General features: G+C 42.8%; 16 protein-coding genes. 8 read left to right on the plus strand and 8 right to left on the minus strand.

Annotated features, from left to right (window positions below; genetic code table 11):
- Positions 1–44 precede the first annotated feature (44 nt).
- Genes NIES1031_RS12220 through NIES1031_RS12235 form a run of 4 tightly spaced genes read right to left on the minus strand, consistent with a single transcriptional unit; the run spans position 45 to position 5,272 of the window.
- A complete protein-coding gene (locus NIES1031_RS12220) occupies positions 45–2,924 on the minus strand; it encodes a methyl-accepting chemotaxis protein (RefSeq protein ID WP_073549838.1) in 2,880 nt (959 codons plus the stop codon).
- A gap of 37 nt (positions 2,925–2,961) precedes the next feature.
- Positions 2,962–3,453, minus strand: a complete 492-nt coding sequence (locus NIES1031_RS12225; RefSeq protein ID WP_073549663.1) for a chemotaxis protein CheW — start codon at positions 3,451–3,453, stop codon at positions 2,962–2,964.
- 5 nt (positions 3,454–3,458) lie between these two features.
- A complete protein-coding gene (locus NIES1031_RS12230) occupies positions 3,459–3,821 on the minus strand; it encodes a response regulator transcription factor (RefSeq protein WP_073549664.1) in 363 nt (120 codons plus the stop codon).
- Between the two features lie 56 nt (positions 3,822–3,877).
- Positions 3,878–5,272: a response regulator gene (locus NIES1031_RS12235; RefSeq protein ID WP_073549666.1), complete on the minus strand. Its 1,395-nt coding sequence runs from the start codon at positions 5,270–5,272 to the stop codon at positions 3,878–3,880.
- A gap of 863 nt (positions 5,273–6,135) precedes the next feature.
- Between NIES1031_RS12235 and NIES1031_RS12240 the strand changes: the two genes are divergently transcribed.
- Positions 6,136–6,936 (plus strand): PP2C family serine/threonine-protein phosphatase, encoded by an 801-nt coding sequence (locus NIES1031_RS12240; RefSeq protein WP_073549667.1) that lies wholly within the window; start codon positions 6,136–6,138, stop codon positions 6,934–6,936.
- 9 nt (positions 6,937–6,945) lie between these two features.
- Entirely contained in the window at positions 6,946–9,057 is a 2,112-nt protein-coding gene (locus tag NIES1031_RS12245; RefSeq protein ID WP_073549668.1) for a tetratricopeptide repeat protein, read from the plus strand.
- Positions 9,058–9,212: 155 nt separating this feature from the next.
- On the opposite strand, the gene NIES1031_RS12250 is transcribed toward NIES1031_RS12245, so the two are convergent.
- Positions 9,213–10,868, minus strand: a complete 1,656-nt coding sequence (locus NIES1031_RS12250; RefSeq protein WP_073549670.1) for a TolC family protein — start codon at positions 10,866–10,868, stop codon at positions 9,213–9,215.
- 574 nt (positions 10,869–11,442) lie between these two features.
- Here NIES1031_RS12250 and NIES1031_RS12255 point away from each other — a divergent pair.
- The 4 genes from NIES1031_RS12255 to NIES1031_RS26040 all read left to right on the plus strand — a co-directional run bounded on the left by NIES1031_RS12255 (position 11,443) and on the right by NIES1031_RS26040 (position 15,154).
- A complete protein-coding gene (locus NIES1031_RS12255) occupies positions 11,443–12,783 on the plus strand; it encodes a pentapeptide repeat-containing protein (RefSeq protein ID WP_073549671.1) in 1,341 nt (446 codons plus the stop codon).
- 192 nt (positions 12,784–12,975) lie between these two features.
- Positions 12,976–13,968: a glycosyltransferase family 2 protein gene (locus tag NIES1031_RS12260; RefSeq protein ID WP_073549673.1), complete on the plus strand. Its 993-nt coding sequence runs from the start codon at positions 12,976–12,978 to the stop codon at positions 13,966–13,968.
- Between the two features lie 124 nt (positions 13,969–14,092).
- Complete coding sequence (locus tag NIES1031_RS26035; RefSeq protein WP_269086010.1) at positions 14,093–14,575, plus strand: helix-turn-helix domain-containing protein; 483 nt, start codon at positions 14,093–14,095, stop codon at positions 14,573–14,575.
- Positions 14,576–14,674: 99 nt separating this feature from the next.
- On the plus strand, positions 14,675–15,154 hold the full coding sequence (locus tag NIES1031_RS26040) for a transposase (protein ID WP_407919498.1): 480 nt from the start codon (positions 14,675–14,677) through the stop codon (positions 15,152–15,154).
- A 163-nt stretch (positions 15,155–15,317) separates the two neighbouring features.
- Here NIES1031_RS26040 and NIES1031_RS12275 read toward each other — a convergent pair whose 3' ends face one another.
- Positions 15,318–16,160, minus strand: a complete 843-nt coding sequence (locus NIES1031_RS12275; protein ID WP_073549674.1) for an acyl-CoA desaturase — start codon at positions 16,158–16,160, stop codon at positions 15,318–15,320.
- Between the two features lie 164 nt (positions 16,161–16,324).
- On the opposite strand from NIES1031_RS12275, the gene NIES1031_RS12280 reads away from it, so the two are divergent.
- Together NIES1031_RS12280 and NIES1031_RS26045 are read left to right on the plus strand one after the other, a co-directional pair.
- On the plus strand, positions 16,325–17,560 hold the full coding sequence (locus NIES1031_RS12280) for a TetR family transcriptional regulator (RefSeq protein WP_178378123.1): 1,236 nt from the start codon (positions 16,325–16,327) through the stop codon (positions 17,558–17,560).
- Between the two features lie 3 nt (positions 17,561–17,563).
- On the plus strand, positions 17,564–17,689 hold the full coding sequence (locus NIES1031_RS26045; RefSeq protein ID WP_269086011.1) for a hypothetical protein: 126 nt from the start codon (positions 17,564–17,566) through the stop codon (positions 17,687–17,689).
- Positions 17,690–18,255: 566 nt separating this feature from the next.
- On the opposite strand, the gene NIES1031_RS12290 is transcribed toward NIES1031_RS26045, so the two are convergent.
- Both NIES1031_RS12290 and NIES1031_RS12295 read right to left on the minus strand, forming a co-directional pair.
- On the minus strand, positions 18,256–19,452 hold the full coding sequence (locus tag NIES1031_RS12290) for an anhydro-N-acetylmuramic acid kinase (protein WP_073549842.1): 1,197 nt from the start codon (positions 19,450–19,452) through the stop codon (positions 18,256–18,258).
- A 123-nt stretch (positions 19,453–19,575) separates the two neighbouring features.
- Entirely contained in the window at positions 19,576–20,754 is a 1,179-nt protein-coding gene (locus NIES1031_RS12295; RefSeq protein WP_073549675.1) for a universal stress protein, read from the minus strand.
- Positions 20,755–20,770 lie beyond the last annotated feature (16 nt).

Genomic DNA, 20,770 nt, shown 5'->3' on the forward strand with positions numbered 1-20,770 from the left:
TTACAATGTCCTAACTCTATTGACCGTTGCTATAAATGAAAGACTCAACTTTCATTATCGACTTTGAAGGCACCAACGGAAGCTTGCAATTGCTGGGCGATAGTGGTTGTCTGTTGTAAAGAACCAGAAACTTGCTGTGCAGAATTTGCGGTTTGCTCAGAAACTGTTGCAATTTCTTTCATTAATTGGGTAACTTGTTGTGAAGTTTGGGCTTGCGCAATGGTTGCGTGAGAAATTGATTGAACTAATTGATCGATCTGGCGCGAGACATCAAAGATCTTCTTAAGATTTTTCTTCGTATCTTCAACTAAATTTGTTCCTTCAACAACTTGATTTGTACCGAGTTCCATCGCGTGGGCAACTTCAACCGTTTCGCGTTGAATATTTTCCACAATTTGCTCAATTTCTTTTGTTGCAGCACTCGACTGCGAGGCAAGTTCGCCGATTTCTTCTGCTACCAAAGCAAAGCCTCTACCTTCTTCACCTGCACGATTTGCTTCTATGCTAGCGTTAATCGCTAAGACGTTGGTTTGCAGCGCAATTTGGTTAATCAAAGAAACGACTTTAGAAATTTGTTGCGAGGATTCGCTTAACTGGCGGACTTTGCCCGCGGTTTCGGCAACAGTCTGGCTTAGGTTTAAAATACTATCTACCGTGTGGTTCATAGCGACTCCGCCCACTTGTGCGGTTAGCGAAGCTGTGCGCGTAATTTCTGCGGCTTGGTGGGCGCTGGCGGCGACGTCTTGAATCGAATCGGTCATTTGTGCTAAAGAGCCAAGACTATGCCTGATCGCCTCGGCTTGTTGTAAGGCTTGATCGGCTAATTGATGCATCGCGCCTTGGTTTTCGGCAACTGCAACATTCACTTGAGTTGCGGCTGTTTTGACATCGGTTGCGAGTTGGCACAAGCTTTCAATGATTGAGTTAAAAAAGTCGGCTACAGTACCAATTTCGCCTGCGGTAACTTCTGCACGTACTGTAAGATTGCCTTTGGTTGCTTCTTCGACATCACTGAGTAATCCTAGCAATTGCTGCTGAAGTGCTTCTTTTTGCTGTCGTTGTTCCTGCGAAATTTCTTCAGCAACTGCGCGCGCTTTTTCTACTTGTTCTAGAAGATAAGCTTGATCGAGTGCAAATCCGATTTGAGTTGCAAGCTGCGTGAATAAATCAATTTCAGCTTGTTGCCAAGCGCGGGTTGTTGCACAGTGATGCGCAATGAGTAACCCCAGTAATTGGTTATCTTTGAGGATAGGCGCGACTAAGTTGGCTTTAACGTCAAATCGTTCTAAAGTCTTGATATGACAGTCGGTTAAACCAGCTTGATGGATATTATCAATAGCGCGCACGCGACCATTTTTGTATTGTTGAATGTGTCGGTCTTTGAAACAAGGATCGTTGATGCTTTCTGCTAATGCTTGTGTCCAGCCAGGTGCGACAGATTCAGCAACAACGGTACCACTGTAGTCAGGATTAAATCGATAAATCACAACGCGATCGCATCTGAGAACTTTTCTCACTTCTTTCACCGCTGTCTTGAGAATATCATCGATATTCAATGAGCGACGAATCCGAAATGTGACATCTGCAAATAGTTGCGCTTGTTCGGTAACTTCTTCTTGCTGTTGCAGTAAACCTTGCAGTTGGTCTGCCATGTTGTTGATGTTAGCACCGAGCATCGCTAATTCATCTTTGCCATGTACGCTCAATCTTGTGTTGAGATGTCCGTTTCCGAGTTTTTGGACTGCTAGCGAAGCGTTGACGACGGGACGTAAGGCACGGTTAACTAAGTAAGCGGTGATCGCACCAATAAGTAGTGCGATCGCACTCGTTCCCAAGAAGAAGGGTAAAAATAATCCTTGATGGGCGGCAAAAACTTGCGCTGTGGGTAGAGCAACCATCGCACTCCAATTCAAGTCGGTTTGACTTTCAATTTGACGGATAGGGGTGTACGATACTAAATACTGTTGGCGCTCAACGCGATCGCGGTCGATGATACTGCCGACGGACGTATTGTTCGCTAATCGCGGCGCTACACGGGGAAATACGGCTTGCGCGTCTTCACCGATATAGTCTAGGTGTTCGGTTGGAGCCACAACAATTTTGCCCAAGTCATTAATGGCAAAGTATTCTTCAACGCCGAAACTGTTTCCGGTTCGGGCTAAGGTTTTCGCTTCAGCGTGCAGAATTTCATTAAAGTATTGCACTGGAGTCCGCGATCGCACTACCGCAAAGACTTCTCCAGTTGTTGTATCAATCACGGGGGCTGCGGCATAAATTGAATACTCGCCTGTTAATAACGACTTTCTCGGTGGTGTAACTACGGGGCGCTTGGTTCTAATACTTTGTTGAAAATAATCTACATTGCTATAGTTGGCGATGCCTTCTCCCGCAGTTTGCAGAATTACTTGACCGGCAGGATCAATAACAACAATATTGTCGTAGCCAGGATTATTTTTAATATATTGCTCTAAATTAAATTGTTTGGCTTGCGTCGGTACGATTGCCCGCACGGCAGGATCGCTTAACATACTCGACTGCGCCAAGTTTTGAATATCGAGATAGCGTTGTGCAATAAAATTATCAAATTGACCAGCTAAAGCGATCGCGCGTGCTTGTTGCTGTTGCGTAACGTTATTTGTAATGCCTTTATTTGTGATATAATAAGCTGTTGCACCAATAATGACGATTGGTAGCGTGCTGAGGGCGATCGCGAGGGTAGTCGCTTTAGTTTTTAAACTGAGTCGCTGCCAAAAAGGTAAACCTAACTTACGCAACGGTTGAACTGACGACTGATTAACATCTAACCCTGATTGAGGTTGAACGCGGTTGGAGATATCATCAATGCTATGGCGATCATTGTCAAGATTCGTTGCAGTTTTGTGTTGATGCCTACTCGTTGATTCCTGTTTAAATCGGGTTGCCATATGCGCTCCAATCAGTATTTGCTCGACTACCATACAACTAGTAGTTATGTAAACTGGGAGAATTTGCAATTGCTTTTGCATCTAACACCAGCAATTTCTCTTGTTGTTGCCAAATATATCCTTCGAGGTAAGGAAGTAGCGCGCTGCTTTCTTCGGCGGAAGGTTGTAAATTTGCTGTAACTCTAGTGACTCCTTTAATTTCTCGTACAATTAAGCTTAGCGGAGTTTCACCAACTCGCATAATCAGAATGTGGTATTGTTGACTACTCGCATCAATCGGTTGTGCAAGCAACATCAGTGCTAAATCAACTGCCCACAGAATACGATTGCGGCGATTAAATAATCCTAATATGCACTCAGGCATATTCGGCATCGGCGTTATCCGTGTAGTAGGTACAATTAAGACTTCTTGCACATACTTCGTCGCCAGAAGCGCTGGAGTATCCGCGTTGATCTGAAATCTCAAATAAGAACTACCCACATTGGTTTCTGGCTGATGCGGTTGTGGTGTCAGAATAGGAATATCCATAAGATTTAAGCAACGACTGATTTGACAGCACGAACTAATTCTTCGCGAGTAAAAGGCTTTGTGACATAAACAGCCGCGCCTTGTTTCATCCCCCAAAAGCGGTCAATCTCTTGATCTTTGGAACTACAAATAATAATTGGTAATTGCTCTGTAGCTGGATTATTTTTTAGTTTACGGCATAATTCAAAGCCACTCATACCTGGCATAACGATATCTGTAACAATTGCATCAGGTTTTTGTTCTACAGCTTTATGCAATGCTTCTTTCGCGCTGGTAGCACCAATAACACTGTAGCCACTTTCGCGAAGGAAATTACTTATTAATTCTAATTCTGACAAAGTATCTTCAACTACTAAAACTGTAGCCACTTGTATTTTCCTCAAATTTTAATAATTGATATTAATTTAATCATACTAAAGATGACTCAAGATAAATGCCGAAAGATTATTTTAAATAATTCTGATTGAGTAAACGGCTTGGTGAGATAGCCAGACGCACCTACAAATCTAGCTTTGACTCTATCAATAATTCCTGTACTTCCTGTCACCATAATAATTGGTGTACTCTTAAATAAAGAATGATTGCGGAGAAGGCGACACAACTCATAGCCATCAATTTTAGCCATTTTGATATCTAATAAAATCAAATCTGGCTTGATTCTGACAACTTGCATAAGTGCTTTGACAGGATCGTTAATTGTAAATACATCAAAACTTTCGTCATCCAAAAAATGATCTAGTTCGCGTAACATTGCCTGACTATCATCAATACATACGATTTTGTATGCTGCTTTTTTGGTGTGCGAAGTGATAATTTTCTCTAACGGTTTAGCCGATCTTTCAATAGCTTTACTGGGAGCCACTACAAATTTCTCAATTGGTTTATTATTCCGCTGCGTGATTTCAGGTAGTTGGTTATTAGGTGTAGCTTTAGTTAACGAAGTGGTTTGTTTATTATCGCTATTAATATTTTTATTGATATTATGTGTGGTTGAAGGTTTATTTTCAACCCTCACAGGGCTAGCAAGTTGAACGGCAGGTTGACTTTCTACTGGAGGTTTATATGTTCTTGGGAGTTGCTCAAAAGGTGGTTGAGGCTCGTGTAAGATGATACTCCCCATTTTGATATAAGGGTATAAACTTTGTGCTAGCTGTAGTTCGTCTTGATTGAGTAAAACAGCTAAGTGACGAATACTAAAACCTTTAAGGATCGAGCTTAGCTTATGTTGTGTTTCTGGGGTGAGTTGTTCTTTTATATTTGGTTGATTATTTAAGTAAGGACGTTGATAGGGAGACCAAAGTTGAGGTGCTAAAGATTGCCAAGATTTGATTCTTGGTTGGCAATGTTTGACTATTGATTGCAAATCAAGTTGGCAAAATTCGGCTGGTAATACATCATACTTTTCGTCAAGTTCGTAGCTACCTTCTTGAATCAAGAGAAAGGATTCGATAACCTCTTTTACGAGATACTCAATCAAAGCTGCGGCTTGATTTTGGTTGAGGTATTGATTGTCAACTAACCAACAAATCGCTTGATATTCGGGATGTAATTCTGATGCATTGTCAAACCTTAAGCGCAGTTGCGAACGGATTTCGCTGTTGAGTGTAGCAGTATGATAACTAAAGCGTCGCAAATAACAATCAAGGCGATCACAAGGATCTACCGTATGCGAAACATAAAGAATTTTGCCTTGTTTCACATAAATAAACCAAGTAACTGTATTACTGGTTACTTTTAGACAGACGCTATCGTAACTACTACATAAATTGGCGAGTAAGCTTAAAGGACGTAGTTTTTGAAACGTGCCATGAATAGCCATTTACAACTGAAACCTTGATGAAGTATACAATTTTATTAAGTAATAACTTTAAATTTAAAATCTTATTTCAAGCAGTATAAGATGTGAAGAACAATCTACTTTATTTTTCAATTAAGAGCATTTAACCGTCTCATAAAAAAATTGGTGAATAAAAAACAAAGGCTTTCTATGCGGTAAAAAATGTTGACTCACCTCTATACTATTAGTTCATTGAGTTACATGGATTTTACATGAAATCTCCAGGCTTTGGCGAACTGAAAATGAGGTTAACCATCTATATTAGCAACCTTTAGTCTATGAATCATTTGACGCAAGAGAATGTTTGTCTTTGCTCGTCAAAAAAAGATGGCAATGTGTCCTCTACACGGCTACTTATCGAAACTGTAAGCTGTTTAACATCAACAGCAAGTCCACGATCATACATGACGATCAGACTGATAGCACAAAACCTACTGAATCGTGAGGTGCAAATTGCCTGCTGTAGATTTTTGAGAAAAAGCGACGAAAAATATTGTTGTGGAATTTTGGCGGAAGACTAAGCGACGCGCAAGGCTGGCTATCGGTTAATCAAACAATCCTAGACTTATTGCAGGAATTATGGCACAAAAGCACACTGCTGTAAGTCCACTGTATACGCGATGCGTCGCACTATGCTAATGAGCAATAGTCATAAACTTGTATGAAGTTAATTAAATTATTTGTGAAGTCAAGATGAAGAAGGTCGAAACCATTGCAAAGTAGAGCTTAGAGTTACACCAGCCGAGTAATATAAAAAGAATGAAGACTTCTTGAAATAATACTAAGTACAATAGTCAATTGCCTTGGTTAACCGAATGATTGATTTAGTAATTGAGTGAGATGCAATGAATGTAAATGACTTCTTCAAACAAAATAAGACACTTGAAGAAGTTCATTGGCGTGTGGCAGCAGCGTCAGTGTGTGGTAGGGGTCACGAAAAAGTAGGGCAACTGTGCCAAGATGCACATTATTGGCAAAAGTTACCTACAGGAATTTTAGTTGCTGCGGTTGCGGATGGTGCTGGTTCAGCAAACTTAGGCAAAGTCGGGGCAATTGTTGCGGCACAAACAGCCGTCGAAACAATGTGCGATCGCTTAACAACCTCACCCTTGCCTGCGGATGACAATGAATGGCGTAGCGTGTTAAACAATGCCCTCGCCGCAGCAAGAACAACCGTAGAAGCCGAAGCCGTTGCGTGTCAGTTATCAGCCCGCGAATTAGCAACAACTTTGATTATTGTCGTAGCTACACCGAACTTGGTCGTTGCAGCACAAATCGGCGATGGTGTTGCTGTTGCTAGCGATCGCCAAGGTAATCTGATTGCCTTAACAGCACCGCAATTTGGCGAATACATCAACGAAACAACTTTTCTTGTCTCACCACAAGCACTCGATACCGCACAAATTACGCTCTGGCAAGGAAAAACCGCTAAGATCGCTTTGTTATCCGATGGACTGCAAATGCTAGCTTTAGAATTAAATCAAGGAAAACCCTATGTGCCGTTTTTCTCGCCATTGTTTCATTTTGTCGCTCAGATCAAAGATGAAACCGAAGCTAAAGACCAATTGGTAGCTTTTTTGCGTTCTCCAAAAATTACTGAACGTACAGACGACGATTTAACGCTTTTGTTAGCAACATTGAGTTAATATTGGGCCATGCGGTTGCAACGTCAATCGAACAAACAAAAAATTACTATAGACCCCAAGTTAGTTGTAGGACATGGGGGCGAGGCGCGAGTTTTTATATTACCAGAAGATGACCAACTTGTTGCCAAACTCTATCACAAGCCAACGAAGGCATACGCGCAAAAGCTGCTGGCAATGCTTGCCAACCCTCCAGAAAATCCGATGGCAGCAAAAGGGCATATTTCGATTGCTTGGCCCACCGATTTATTAATCAAAGACAGCGGCGTTGTTGGCTTTTTAATGCCTCGCGTCCACAAGATGCACTCAATTGTTGAATTTTATAACCCAAAAACTCGCCGCCAAACGTGTCCTTTCTTTAACTATCTTTATCTACATCGTACAGCGCGAAATCTTGTAACCGCGATGGGGGCGTTGCATTCGCGGGGCTATTGTATCGGAGATATCAACGAGTCAAATATTTTGGTAAGTGATACTGCCTTGATTACACTCGTAGACACTGATTCATTTCAAGTCCCAGACCCAAAAAGTGGTTATGTCTATCGTTGTGGAGTCGGTAAGGCAGAATTTACCCCGCCTGAGTTGCAAGGAAAAAACTTTGCGCACTTTGAGCGTAAACCAGAACACGACCTTTTCGGCTTAGCGGTACTGTTGTTTCAACTTTTAATGGAAGGAACACACCCGTTTTCGGGAATTTATCAAGGAATTGGCGATCCTCCTTCGTATTCAGCGCGAATTAGTGCAGGACACTTTGTCTACAGCAAAACCAAGCGTGTCCCTTATGTACCAACACCGATCGCACCACCTTTTGAATTGCTGCATCCCACTTTACAGCAACTTTTCTTGCGTTGTTTTGAGGAGGGTTATCATCATCCTAAAGCGCGACCGAATACTCAAGCATGGCAAGCTGCATTAATTGAAGCCGAACAAGCACTGACGACTTGCGCAACGAATAACCAGCACCGTTACAGCAACCATCTCAGTTCGTGTCCTTGGTGCGATCGCGCGGTAAAGCTTGGCGGACGCGATCCTTTCCCCTCGGTACAAGCTGTGCGCGCAGGACAACACCTCCAACCGCTAAAGCGCAAGCATACGGTCTTACCAAAAAGAGATTATCAGCAGCAAGTGCTATCAGCTTTTAATGCAGCTGCGGCTACACCAACAGCGAAGCTAGTAGCAAAGAGTAAGGCAAATAGTAAGAAGAAAATTAAGCCTTTGATGTGGGGCTTGATTGGCACAGGCGCGTTAGTGTTCCTGGAAATTATGGTAATTGCCTACGACCTCAGAATTTCCCCACAAAGCTTTGCTAATCTGTTTCCCGATCGCAGCGAAGCACAGCCTGCGGCACCACAACCAACACTCAATGGTAATCAAATTTCCATCGCTTACTACGACCAAGGCAAGTTTCACTACAAACTCGGTGACTATAAAGGAGCAATTGAAAACTTTAATCGCGCTCTACTTTACAATCCTAATGATGCCAACGCCTACGTTAATCGTGGTAATGCGCGTTACGAGATAGCCCAACACAGTAGCAATCCGAATCAGGAATACCAAGCGGCGATCGCAGACTTCGATCAAGCGCTGCAAATCAATCCAGCCGCTGAAAAAGCGTATCTAAGTCGTGGTATTGTCCGTCATGACACTGCTAAATACAGTAAAGATGTCGATAGAAGTTATTTGGCCGCGATCGCTGACTTTGACCAAGCTGTACGGCTAAATCCAGCAAATGCCGAAGCCTACGTGAAAAGAGGCATTTCATATCACAAACTGGCACAAAACAGCAAAAATATGCTGCATCCAGGTTATCAAGAAGCGCTCAACGACTTTAATCAAGCTTTGCAACTCGACTCGCAGGCCGCTGAAGCGTATATGAAACGGGGCATTGTCCGCTATGAAATCGCCCAAAGTAGCAATACCGATACTAAAGGTTATTCCAATGCGCTGACAGACCTCAAGCAAGCCGCAAAACTCTTCTTAGAACAAAGCGATATTGAACGCTACCAAGAAACTTTGAGCAATATTTGTGTGGTGTTAGAAAAAAACTGCCAATCGTTTTTACAAAATCCAGAAAAGTTTATCACGTCTAAAGTTGATGCAACGGCTCCTAAGGTAGGAAATTAGCGGGATCAGGGATCAGAGGTTGGAGGTCAGAGATCAGGAAGCTTCAGGTGTAGGTGAGCAGGGAAGCAGAGGAGAAATGATTTGTTGTTTTTATTTGGTGCAGATGATACAACTCAATACTCATAACTCCCCAGATCTCTAACCTCTGACCCCTACTAACGTGGTTGACCTGAGCTAATTGCCCGTTGTAGCCTTGCCAAAGCGCGATTATAGTCCAAAATCGCGGTGACTCGGTTGCCTTCGGCATTTGTTAAGTCATTTTCTGCGTCAATGACTTCGGTTTGCGTTCCTACTCCAGCTTGGAAGCGTAGCCGTGCTAATCGTAGGGCTTCTCTCGCTTGTTCTAGGGCAACCGAAGCTGTTTGAATATTGGCTAAGTTTGACTGTAAGGTATTGTAGGCCTCTTCGACCTCAAAGCGGACTTGGTTACGCGTATCCGCGAAATTTGTTTCGGCGATCGCAATATTTGCTTCTTCTTGCCGAGCGCGGGCGCGGGCGGCTCCTCCATCGTACAAGTTCAGCGACACATTAGCGCCTAACGAATACCCATCGGCAAGACCCGAACCGTCATCAAAAACGTCAAGCACGTTGTAATTTATTGAGACACCTACGCGAGGTCCAAGTTGTGATAGTGCGATCCGTCGCTGTGCTTCACTAATGTTACGTTGCGCTAATTGCTGTTGCAGTTCTGCACGGTTACGAAACGCCAGGACAATACTATCCTCTAACGGTAAGTTCCATAAACCAGCAATTTGAACTGGCTCGGCTGCCGCAAGACTCACCGACTGTGCTAAACTCAACCGTGCAGCTAACTGACGGCGACTATTTTGCTGTTGGCTCAAAGCGTTTGTCAATTCTTGTGTTGCGTTGGCAAGTTGAACCTCAGAGCGCAGTACATCAAATCGCGTCCCCACTCCAGCCTGTTCTAAAGCTTGGGCATCGCGTAAACTTGCTTGTGCGTTTGTGACAGCTGATTGATTGATGCGGACTAACTCATCAGCTGCTTGCAAATTATAGTAGTCGTTGGAAACGTCTAAGCGCAGTTGTTCTGCTGTTTGCTCTAGCTGCAATTCGTTTAAGCGGATTTGTTCTTCTGCGGCACGAATTCGAGAGCTTCTTTCGCCGGATGTATAAATGTTGTAGCTCAATTGTGCCGTACCATTAAAAGCTGTACTAGCACCAACTTCTTGCTCAGGAAAACCTTGGTTAGGTTGCGCCGACTGAGAGCGACTTAGCCCTGCATTGAGGCTAGCATTGGGAAGCAAAGCAGCTTGGGCTTCGCGTAAACTTGCGCGACTCCGCTCTAAATTGAGCCTTGCGACTTCGAGTTGACGATTGTTTCGCTGTGCGAGTTCCAGTGCTTGTTGCAGTGTAATTGGTTGAGTTCCTTGAATTCGGACTTCTTCTGGACGAGTAGGAAATTGTAGTGGATTCGGACTAGGATTGAGATAATTAGGCGTTTGCGCTGGAGGACGCACCGCAGGCGCAGTAGGTGCAGCCGTTCCTGGCGTCGCCGGAGTAGGAACAGTAGGGACAATGATGTTGCGATCGCCTGTCGGCGGAACATTATTTTGTGCCACAATTTCCGTCATGGAGACTTCTTTTTGAAGGCTAGACGCGGCAGTCTTGCCTACAGGTTTGATAGTCGGAGTTAAACTGAGTAACGAGCTATCGTAACTGCTATTATGCTGTCGCAAAAATGTGTTCTTGTCTACCAATCTGCTTTGGGTGGTATCAGCTTCAACCGGCTGGGATATTGTCATCACTACGGTAAGGCTCAACCACAAGCCGTTACATAATTGTTGTTTCACCACGATTCCTCACACGAAAATCAACTTGATTGCAGCAGGAATGACTCGATATCTACCTATTTCTTAATCCATTAATACTTTAAGCTACACTGCTCACTATATTGGGGGCTACTATTTTAGCCCTAGCTTTTACTCACGTTTGACTGTAGATTATGCACAAGTTGCGATCACAACCAATTCATCGCTAACTAACGCTAATTATAGTTAAAAATGTAATAAATAAAACACACTTTTGTAAAATTTATCAGTATATATAACGATGTCGCCAACCAGAAAACTTATGAACAATAATACCTAACTAAAGACACTTGACACACAAGACTAAACGACTAGTATCTACTCCACATCTTTGCTCAATCTGTTCTAAAAACCTAATCGCTCTGTAAGCCAATCCATGTTAGATGGAACACATTCAAAATCAAAACTAAATCAACATTGCTCATTATGAAGGATTTATCGGCAGAAGAACATATCACGATTAGCACTCTTTTTGCCAAAAGTAATGATCACCGAGAGTGTCGCACAGTAGTTACGATAAAACAGCTATTGTGCTTAAGCTTAGTGACGCAAGATCATGTCGCTTGAACCAGATTCCCCCCAGCCCAATTCAGTTTCGCCTCCTCCAGCCGTTGAGTCGCAGCCCGACGAATTGTCTGATCACACGCAAAATATCGAACTTGCGCCCAAAGGTTCACTCTCACAACAGGCATTAGCAGCACTTGCCTCAATGCAATCATCGCAGCAGGAAGCAACTGTCAACCGTCTGACAACCGCACAGCAGGGAAACCGCATCCCTGATCTCAAAGCCGCTGGAATTACGCTCATCGCGATCACCATTATTATGATTGGGCTTGTGTGGGGTAATGAGTTAGTTGCTTGGTTTGGAGTTGTGCTAGCCCTATTGCTATCGATAGCCGTACTATTACCGTGGTTACAAGCTGCGATCCGCGAATTGTTGTCTGCGCAAGAGCGATCGCTATTTGTTGCCATAGCAGGAATTATTGCAGCATTGTTCGCTATTGTCGAACTGACTGGTATCAATCGCCATCTGCTAGTTTGGGGTAGCCAGATCAACTGGGAAGCTTTTGGCACGCTTGCGGAATGGGTTGGGGCGTTAGGACAAATTTTAATTGCGGTGCTTGCAGTTTTTGTCGCGTGGCGACAATACGTTATTTCTAAAGATTTAACAATTCAACAGAACTTGCTTACTGTTCAGCAAAACTTGATCACGCAGCAGCAAACAATTGATAGCTACTTTCAGGGAATTTCTGACCTCGTATTAGATGATGAAGGATTGTTAGAAGATTGGCCGCAAGAACGAGCCTTAGCCGAAGGTCGAACAGCAGCAATTTTAAGTAGCGTTGATCGCGATGGTAAAGCAAAAATTTTGCGGTTTCTCTCTAGTTCTAGATTACTCACCCCGCTCAAGCGCGACTCGCGTTTAGGTAGAGCAATTCTCAATGGTGACGGTGGCTATGCCGAAGACCGTGTTTTTGGAGTGCGCGTTATCGACTTAGGAGTCATGCTTGCTGGTGCAGATCTATCCGGTACTGATTTACGGTGGACAGACTTAAGCGATGCGAATCTCATTCGCGTGAATCTGAGTGGTTGTGACTTAGTACGCGCCAACTTCGCCCGCACGATTCTAGCAGATGCTAAGTTCAATGGTGCAGATTTCAAAGGAACTCGTTTGTTCTACGGTGCTGCTGAAACCGCTAGCCCGCGCAGCCGCACTGAACCACCAAATTACAAAACAGGGGAATACACCGGCGCTGTCATTGAAGATGCGGATTTCACAAACGTGCAGCGAATGTCCGAATCAGCACGCTACTATTGCTGTGCTTGGGGTGGAGAAAAAACTAGAGCAACAGTTCCTGGTGGTTGTAGTGGAATTCCGAATAAGCTGGGGCGGTGAAAGAAGGGGTCAGGAATACTATTTTCTTAGTCCCCGCAGGTAGACTTTGTGTTTAAAGCCGCGACTAAAGTTGCTAGGCTCCAGAAAAAAAGTTAAAGAGTCCCCACTCTAAAGACAAATATATCAGAAAATTGCGTTGATTTTCTGTGAGAGACTTTACAATATTCATTCAACACTCACAAATTGAGAAAGTTGCCTAAGTATTCAATAGTCGTTCCCATTTTCAACGAAGAAAAAACGATTCCAGCCCTGTATCAACGCCTTTATAGAGTGATGGAGCGGCTAGATGGGGATGTCGAACTAATCTTAGTCAATGATGGTAGTCGCGATCGCTCGTTACAACTTTTGCGCGAACTCCACGATCAAGACTCGCGCGTTTGTTACCTGAGTCTCGCGCGTAACTTTGGTCATCAAATTGCGGTGACCGCAGGTTTAAACTTTGTACGCGGACAAGTAGCGATCGTACTCGATGGCGATTTACAAGATCCGCCCGAATTGATTCCTGACATGATCGAGAAGTGGCGACAAGGATATCAAGTTGTCTACGCGCAACGCACGCAACGCCGTCAAGAGAGTTGGTTCAAAAGGTTTACAGCTTATTTCTTTTATCGTCTACTGAAGCGTTTAGCCGACGTGGATATTCCCACCGATACGGGTGATTTTTGTTTGATGGATCGCCAGGTAGTTGATATACTCAATGCCATGCCTGAACGAAATCGCTACATTCGCGGATTGCGATCATGGGTAGGTTTTCATCAAACAGCGATTTGCTTTGAACGCGATCCGCGCTTTGCGGGAGAAGTGAAATACACATTCACAAAATCTTTAGCGTTAGCGGTCAACGGCTTAGTCTCTTTTTCTAAAGTACCGCTGCGATTGTCTACTTATGTTGGATTACTTGCGGCGATCATTGCAATTTTGATGGCGCTTTTAGTACTCTATTGGCGACTTTTTGTGCCAAGTTCGCGTTTAGAAGGCTTTGCTATTATTCTCGTTGCCATCTTTTTTATCGGCGCTGTTCAACTTGTCAGTATCGGCATTTTAGGCGAGTACGTCGGACGTATTTACGAAGAAGTCAAAGGAAGACCGCTTTACACTTTGGCAGAAGTCGGCGGATTGAACAACGAAAAAATCACAACTCCAGACAATCATACTAAGGCTCAATCCCGTTCTGAAAATAGGTAATTGGTAATTGAATTTATTTACTAGGATTTAGGTTGATATAGCGAGTCTAAACAAGTTGTGAACAGAGGTTGGAGATAAAAAGGTAAAATGAAGCTCTAGATGTCAGAGGTTGCTGAAAATTAGCGTGAGTTCAAATTCTTTAACCAAATCACAACAAATTCAACTCTTAAAAGATTTCATTCAAAGTCATCCAAATGAAAAAGAGATGAGAAGAGCTTTAGCCGTAAAGCTGGCTATGGAAGGTTATGTGTATCGACAAATTAGCCAAATTTTAGAAGTTTCTGTCGGATTTATTAGCAAATGGAAACAAGTCTTTGAGTCTGGGGGATTAGCTGCTTTAAAATCTTCATACAAAGGCGGGAAAGGTTACTTAACTCAAATGGAAAGGCAAGCGGTAATTCAGTGGCTAGTCGAACAAAAAACTTGGGATATTTCAGACTTGGAGATTTATCTAATCGAGCAGTATGATGTAGTTTTTCAATCGCGACAAAGTTATTATCAACTGTTGAAGGAAGCGCGAATTACTTGGCAAAAAGGAGAACAAATCAATCCACGTCAGGACCCAGAAGCAATTTCAAAAAAAACCGAGAAATTGCCGATATCCTAGAGAAGCATCAGACCCAAATCGAAGCTGGAGAGGTAGTTGTGTATATCATAGATGAATGCCATCAGCTAAAGGCACGATCTAGTTGGCTATATTTGGAATTTGATAAAAGAGCCTCGAAAACTTCCAATTCTCAATCCCAAAGAACGGCAAACATATTATGGCGCGTTAGAACTTTTCACGCAAGAGTTTATTCTGATTCTTGAATTAACAGCTAATGGAGAACTAACAGTAGAATTTGTCAAAAAATTAATCGCCAAACATCCAACTTCTAAAATTTTCTTGATTTGGGATGGAGCTAGTTATCATCGAGGACAAGTAATGAAAGATTTTCTCACTGCACAAAATCAAGGAGTTCCTCCAGAAAATTGGAAAATTACTTGTATTCGATTTGCTCCTTATGCTCCTCAAGAAAATCCAGTTGAAGCTATTTGGTTACAACTGAAAACTCTGCTTAGAAGATTTTATCGTTTTGGAAAAAGTTTTCAGAACATTAAACGCCTGTTTCTGCTTTTTGTTGACTTGAAACTCTTTAATCTTCCAAATCTCAGCAACTACGATGCTTTTTCACGATTCGCTTAGACTCGCTATATAACTATTAAAACTATATTTGTAGCTCTTTTTTAAGGAATTGGCATAACTTTAATTGCTAGGCTGATCCAAAACTTGATTTGAGAAGTCATCTAGCACAAAAAACAATGCCCTAACTTCAATTCTTGGCTATCAAGTTAGGGCATTTTAGGCTTTAAGCTTTAGTTACTGGCATAACAACTTTTTTAGCTAAACCAGCAGTTTGTAAAAGTTTTATTGCCCACCAAGTCATATCAACTTCCCACCAGCGCTGTCCCGCTTTTGCCACATTGGGGTAAGCATGATGGTTGTTGTGCCAACCTTCGCCATAGGTTAAAATTGCTGCCCACCAAAGATTTCGCGAGTTGTCATCGACTGGAAAGGTTTGATAACCGCGCAAATGCGTTGCTGAGTTAATTAACCAAGTTGTGTGCCAAAGTAATACTGATCGCACAAAAATCCCGTAAAGAACAAACGACCATCCGCCGCAAAGATATAATACGATACCGAGCGGAATTTGTAAGAGGAGAAAATTGCGGTCTAACCAATTGTAGTAAGGATCGCGGGCAAGTTCTGGGGCAAATCGCTTGTAGTTGCCATATTCAAAAAACTCTCGGCGGGGATAGAAGATCCATAGCATATGACTCCACCAAAAGCCACGCCCTGAAGAGTAAGGATCTTTGTCGTTATCTTCTGTGTGTGCGTGATGCAGTCGATGACTTGCTACCCAAAAAATTGGTCCTCCTTGAATGGCTAACGCGCCGCAAGTTGCAATCGCGTATTCCACCCACTTAGGCGATACTTGCAAGCTGCGGTGGCTTAAAAGCCTGTGGTAGCCTAAACAGATACCAATACTGCCAAATAACCAATGGAGGAATAGAGTCACTCCAAATGCAGACCACGAAAAATTCCAAAATGCGGCGATCGCCACTGCATGAACTGTACCAAAAAATGCCACGTTAATCCAACTAAGAGCAAGTGGCTGCTTACTCTCAGCATTGACAGCTGATGTTGTCATGAATGTTACCTTTAAATTTTTGTTAGTCTAGTGCCGACAACACTGGTTGTGGTTTGTAACGAGCGATCGCTCATTACCCTAGAAGAATATGCAAGTGTTACTTACATTTCTACTTTAACAACAATGCTGTAAAAATGCAAGTATTACTTGCATAGTTATAACTAATGCAGTATTCCCGCTTATTGACACTAGCCCGTATGCCCACTCAAAATACTTCGACTCGACAACGATTAATTAATGCAGCGATTGAGTTGTTCGCGACTCAGGGAGTTATCGACACAACAACAAAAGCCGTTGCTGAGTTAGCCCAAGTTAATGAAGTAACGCTATTTCGGCATTTTGGGAATAAGCATGGTTTACTGCTTGCAGTTATTTCCGAGTCAGCGGTGTTTCAAGAGTTGGGTGAAACATTGCGCCAACAAGCCCAACAAACGCATAGTCTTTCAGAAGCGATTAAATGGTACGCGGGCGATCGCTTAACGGCGATCACGCAATTTCCCGAATTAGTGCTGTCTATTTTAGGAGAAGCACGGCAATACCCAGTAGAAAATCGCCGCATCATTGGCAAATACATCAATCAAATCAGTCACGATGTTGCCGAATATCTAGCAACTGTGATGCAACGCGAACAGTTACGCAGTCAATTACCTGTTGAAAAGCTTGCCAGCTTACTTAACTATATTTTGTTAGGCTACGCGATTATTGAATTGGCAACTGAATCTGACGAAGAACATGACAGAGAAGCGTTTTTGAGTGACTTGGTTCAACTATTTTTAGGAGAAAACATAGTATCTACAAATTTAGAAGCAATTACTTCAACTGAAAATGTGGCAGATCTACCAGCAAATTTAGTGCATACAATTCTGCAACAAGCTAAAAAATCAGGACTACGAGATTATGCGCTTGTGTATGTTTTATTTGCAGCGGGCTTATCTCCAATAGATATTACTAATTTAGAGCGAAGTCATCAAATCAGCGATCCTCATCAACATTTATTACAAATTAATCAAGGTTCAGTAAGACAAGTTCCTGTTAATCAATGGATTATGGGCAAGCGCTACGGTTCTTACACTCGTAATCCACTGACACAATGGCTTAAAAGTCGTAAAGATAATTCTTCTGCCTTATTTCTTAATGATAACGGAATGCCAATCACTGAGCAAGAAATAAAAGCACTTTGGCAAGAACTAGCCGAAGGGTTATTGACACCACAAGGAAACCCTCCAGTGATTGAGCAAGCGCAGCAGACTTGGTGCGTTGAGATGCTAGTGAAAGGAATCAGTATTGAAGATTTGAGTATTTTAACAGGGTGGAGTTTAACGAGATTACAACCTTATGCACGTAGAGCAAAAGAAAAAGTAGCTTTAGAGCAAGCGCTACGCCTCGATCAAAAATCTTAATCGATGGATTTTTATCCGCTAGACTACATTCAATTTGCACTGGAGCGATCGCACGATACTTTTGATATTAAAAATCGTAAAGTTGCCAGCAGGATCAGCACTTGGAAAGACTTGACGAACCTCAGCTAAATTTTTTCATTCGGCTGATTTTGCAATCCTGTACCAGTTATCTAAAGGAGTCTCTGCGTCTGGATGAATTTCATAAAATTCTTTTAGCTTTTTATTATTAATAGCGTGCATGAATATCATAAGAAATAGCCGCTTTAATTCAATTAAGGCTAAGATAAATAATCTAATATACCTTTTTGTTCACAAAATGTGAACAAATTGTCAATACTAATAATTGATGACTTTTTTGGAATTTTGACGCTTTTGGTGAACGGTACACCGCATTCCGCGGTCAAAAGCCCCCTAAATTTAATTAAATTATGTCGAGATTGCTTGCCACAAGACATAATAAGTCAATATTTCAATTTCCTACGTAAACGTATGGGGTATCCCTCGCTCCTCTTGACACAGATGCCCTCTCAAATTCGAGCCTTAACTCTTGACTATTGGTGACCTCATCCACATGCTCTCAAAACTGGATAAACTGTCCTTTTCTAAATGGGCTATTTACCTCGGATTTGGTATGACGAGCTAGAAGTGAGTGGATAGTGGATAGGGGCTAGTGTTCTCTGCACCCTTTACTATTTTTATATTGGTAAATGCATTTCTCCGAGGAGTACTGGTTGCGTTGCACCAGTTGCTTGCGGTAAGTTACCAGGGAGGTTGAGCATTCTCCAGTACGCAAGAACAGCGAAGGCGATCGCTTCTTTAAAATTGGCACTTAGCCCGATTTCGTCTGTCGTTTGTACGGGAAGTGGTGCGAGTAATTCTTGTAATCGGCGTTTTAAGTAGAAATTCCGACTACCGCCACCGCATAATAGTACGCGATCGCTTTGCTGTGGTAAGAAAGTTTGGTAACTGTGGACAATTGAGGCAGCAGTTAATTCGGTAAGAGTTGCTAAAGTATCAGCAGCGCTTAAATTTAGTGCAGTCGTGTCAGCTAGACAAGCTTGTAAATAGTCCCAGCCAAAAAGTTCTCTTCCTGTCGATTTTGGTGGTGGGAGTTGAAAGTAATCTTGACTGAGCCATTTTTCTACTAATGTATGACAAGGACTGCCGCTAGATGCCCACTCACCGTTAGCATCGTAAGTTCTACTACCATTGGTAAAATGCTGTACTGCTAAATCTAACAGCGAATTTCCAGGTCCTGTATCCCAACCGCGCACTTTTTCCAACCAGTCGGGATGCGATCGCGGTGGTAAATAAGCAACGTTAGCGATTCCGCCAATATTTTGTACACAACGCGATTCGTGAGGATGGCTCAAAAGATACGCATCGACGCGGGGAACTAAGGGCGCACCATGACCTTTAGCAGCAATATCACCTGTACGAAAGTTACTCACTGTTGGAATTTGAGTTAATTCCGCAATGACAGCACCACGTCCTAATTGAAGACTATATCCTAGGATGTCAGGAAACCCCTTTAGTGCTGGTAAGGCACTGCCTTGCCCCTCATGCCCCTCGCTCCTTCTTTGGGGTGGTCGATGATATACTGTTTGACCGTGCGAACCAATGAGTTCTACGGAAGAGTGATTGATTTGCAAGTGTTGTGCTGCTTGGGCAAAAGTTTGGGCGATCGCATCGTCTAATTCTGCCAATTGTGCCATCGAAAGCGCTTCCCCCGCACAAACTGCGAGGATCTGTTGCCTTAACTTTGTCGGATAAGGATAAGTTTCTCCTGCTAAGAACTCAACTTTGATATCGCTATCTGTACCAGAAATATCAACTAAGGCAGCATCAATGCCATCAACTGAAGTACCGCTGATTAAGCCAATTACAAGCATTAATTTATCGACTAAGTAAGAGGGTAAAAATAAACATAGCTTAAGGGTTGGTAATTGGTAACTGGTAAGTGGTAATTGGTGAATATCTTTTTTCTGACTACCCATTACCGATTGCCTATATCGTTATCTTACTGGAGCCACACCATTAAACTCAGCGTTTTTCTCCGAGCTAATAATATGAATATCAATATTTTTCAGCAACCGTACTAATTGTTGCGTCAGAGAACCACGCAAGAGAATTTTCCAGCGCGATCGCTGACTTTCGCCGATGACAATTTGGGTAATTCGGTATTGTTTAGCAACATCGGCGATCGCTTGTGCGATATTGTGACTTGTGACGCGGATAAACGTCCCGCCAAATTCTTGACACAGATGTTCGCAAGTTTCGAGGTGTAAACTTTCCACTTTAGTTAAAAAGCGATCGGGATTCGCCACAAAAACAGTGTACAAAGGAGCATTCATATAACCTGCTAGCCGCGCTCCACGACGTATTAATTGCAACGAATTGGGATAGGTAGAGACGCAGACTAAAACACGCTCGTGAATATTACAAGTTTGTCCGGCGAGTTGCTTGTTTGGGGAATTAGCGGTGAGTGCGATTGCATCTTCTTCGACATTATCAGCAACTTCGCGCAGTGCAAGTTCGCGTAAAGCAATTAAGTTGCGGCGTTGAAAAAAGTTAGCGAGTGCTTGATGAATTTTTTCGGGAGCGTAAATTTTACCTTCAACTAAGCGTTCTTCTAAAGTTTCTGGAGTCACGTCAATAACGACAACTTCATCAGCTTCCTCAATTAAGCGATCCGGCACGCGTTCTCTAACAACGACACCTGTAATTCTTGCTACCAAGTCATTGAGACTTTCGATGTGTTGAATATTTACAGTTGAGTAAACGTCAATACCCGCAGCTAGAATAACTTCCACATCTTGATAGCGCTTTTCGCGTTCAGAACCAGGGACATTTGTATGTGCTAATTCGTCGATGAGTGCGAGTTGTGGCGATCGCGCTAAAATTGCCTCTGTGTCCATTTCTGTGAGCGTCAACCCGCCCCGAACAACTTCTTTACGCGGAATTAGTTCTAAGCCATCAGCTTTTTGTGTAGTTTCCTTTCGCCCGTGAGTTTCGAGTAACCCAATAACAACATCAATACCTTCTTGTTTGAGTGCGTGGGCTTCTTCGAGCATTCGGTAAGTTTTACCAACTCCTGGAGCCATCCCAATAAAGATTTTGTGCTTACCTCTATGCGCTGGGCGAATCGTCGCGTTGTTAGCAAGCGGTTCACTTGTTATCTCATCTGAAAACATAGTAATGGGTAATTGG

The sequence above is a fragment of the Chroogloeocystis siderophila 5.2 s.c.1 genome, from assembly GCF_001904655.1.
In the GTDB taxonomy this organism is placed as follows: domain Bacteria; phylum Cyanobacteriota; class Cyanobacteriia; order Cyanobacteriales; family Chroococcidiopsidaceae; genus Chroogloeocystis; species Chroogloeocystis siderophila.

Excerpts from the sequence above, each read along its gene's own strand:
- NIES1031_RS12220 (WP_073549838.1), bottom strand. The coding sequence starts at position 2,924 with ATGGCAACCCGATTTAAACAGGAATCAACGAGTAGGCATCAACACAAA.
- NIES1031_RS12225 (WP_073549663.1), bottom strand. The coding sequence starts at position 3,453 with ATGGATATTCCTATTCTGACACCACAACCGCATCAGCCAGAAACCAAT.
- NIES1031_RS12235 (WP_073549666.1), bottom strand. The coding sequence starts at position 5,272 with ATGGCTATTCATGGCACGTTTCAAAAACTACGTCCTTTAAGCTTACTC.
- NIES1031_RS12240 (WP_073549667.1), top strand. The coding sequence starts at position 6,136 with ATGAATGTAAATGACTTCTTCAAACAAAATAAGACACTTGAAGAAGTT.
- NIES1031_RS12245 (WP_073549668.1), top strand. The coding sequence starts at position 6,946 with ATGCGGTTGCAACGTCAATCGAACAAACAAAAAATTACTATAGACCCC.
- NIES1031_RS12255 (WP_073549671.1), top strand. The coding sequence starts at position 11,443 with ATGTCGCTTGAACCAGATTCCCCCCAGCCCAATTCAGTTTCGCCTCCT.
- NIES1031_RS12275 (WP_073549674.1), bottom strand. The coding sequence starts at position 16,160 with ATGACAACATCAGCTGTCAATGCTGAGAGTAAGCAGCCACTTGCTCTT.
- NIES1031_RS12280 (WP_178378123.1), top strand. The coding sequence starts at position 16,325 with ATGCAGTATTCCCGCTTATTGACACTAGCCCGTATGCCCACTCAAAAT.
- NIES1031_RS26045 (WP_269086011.1), top strand. The coding sequence starts at position 17,564 with ATGGATTTTTATCCGCTAGACTACATTCAATTTGCACTGGAGCGATCG.
- NIES1031_RS12290 (WP_073549842.1), bottom strand. The coding sequence starts at position 19,452 with ATGCTTGTAATTGGCTTAATCAGCGGTACTTCAGTTGATGGCATTGAT.
- NIES1031_RS12295 (WP_073549675.1), bottom strand. The coding sequence starts at position 20,754 with ATGTTTTCAGATGAGATAACAAGTGAACCGCTTGCTAACAACGCGACG.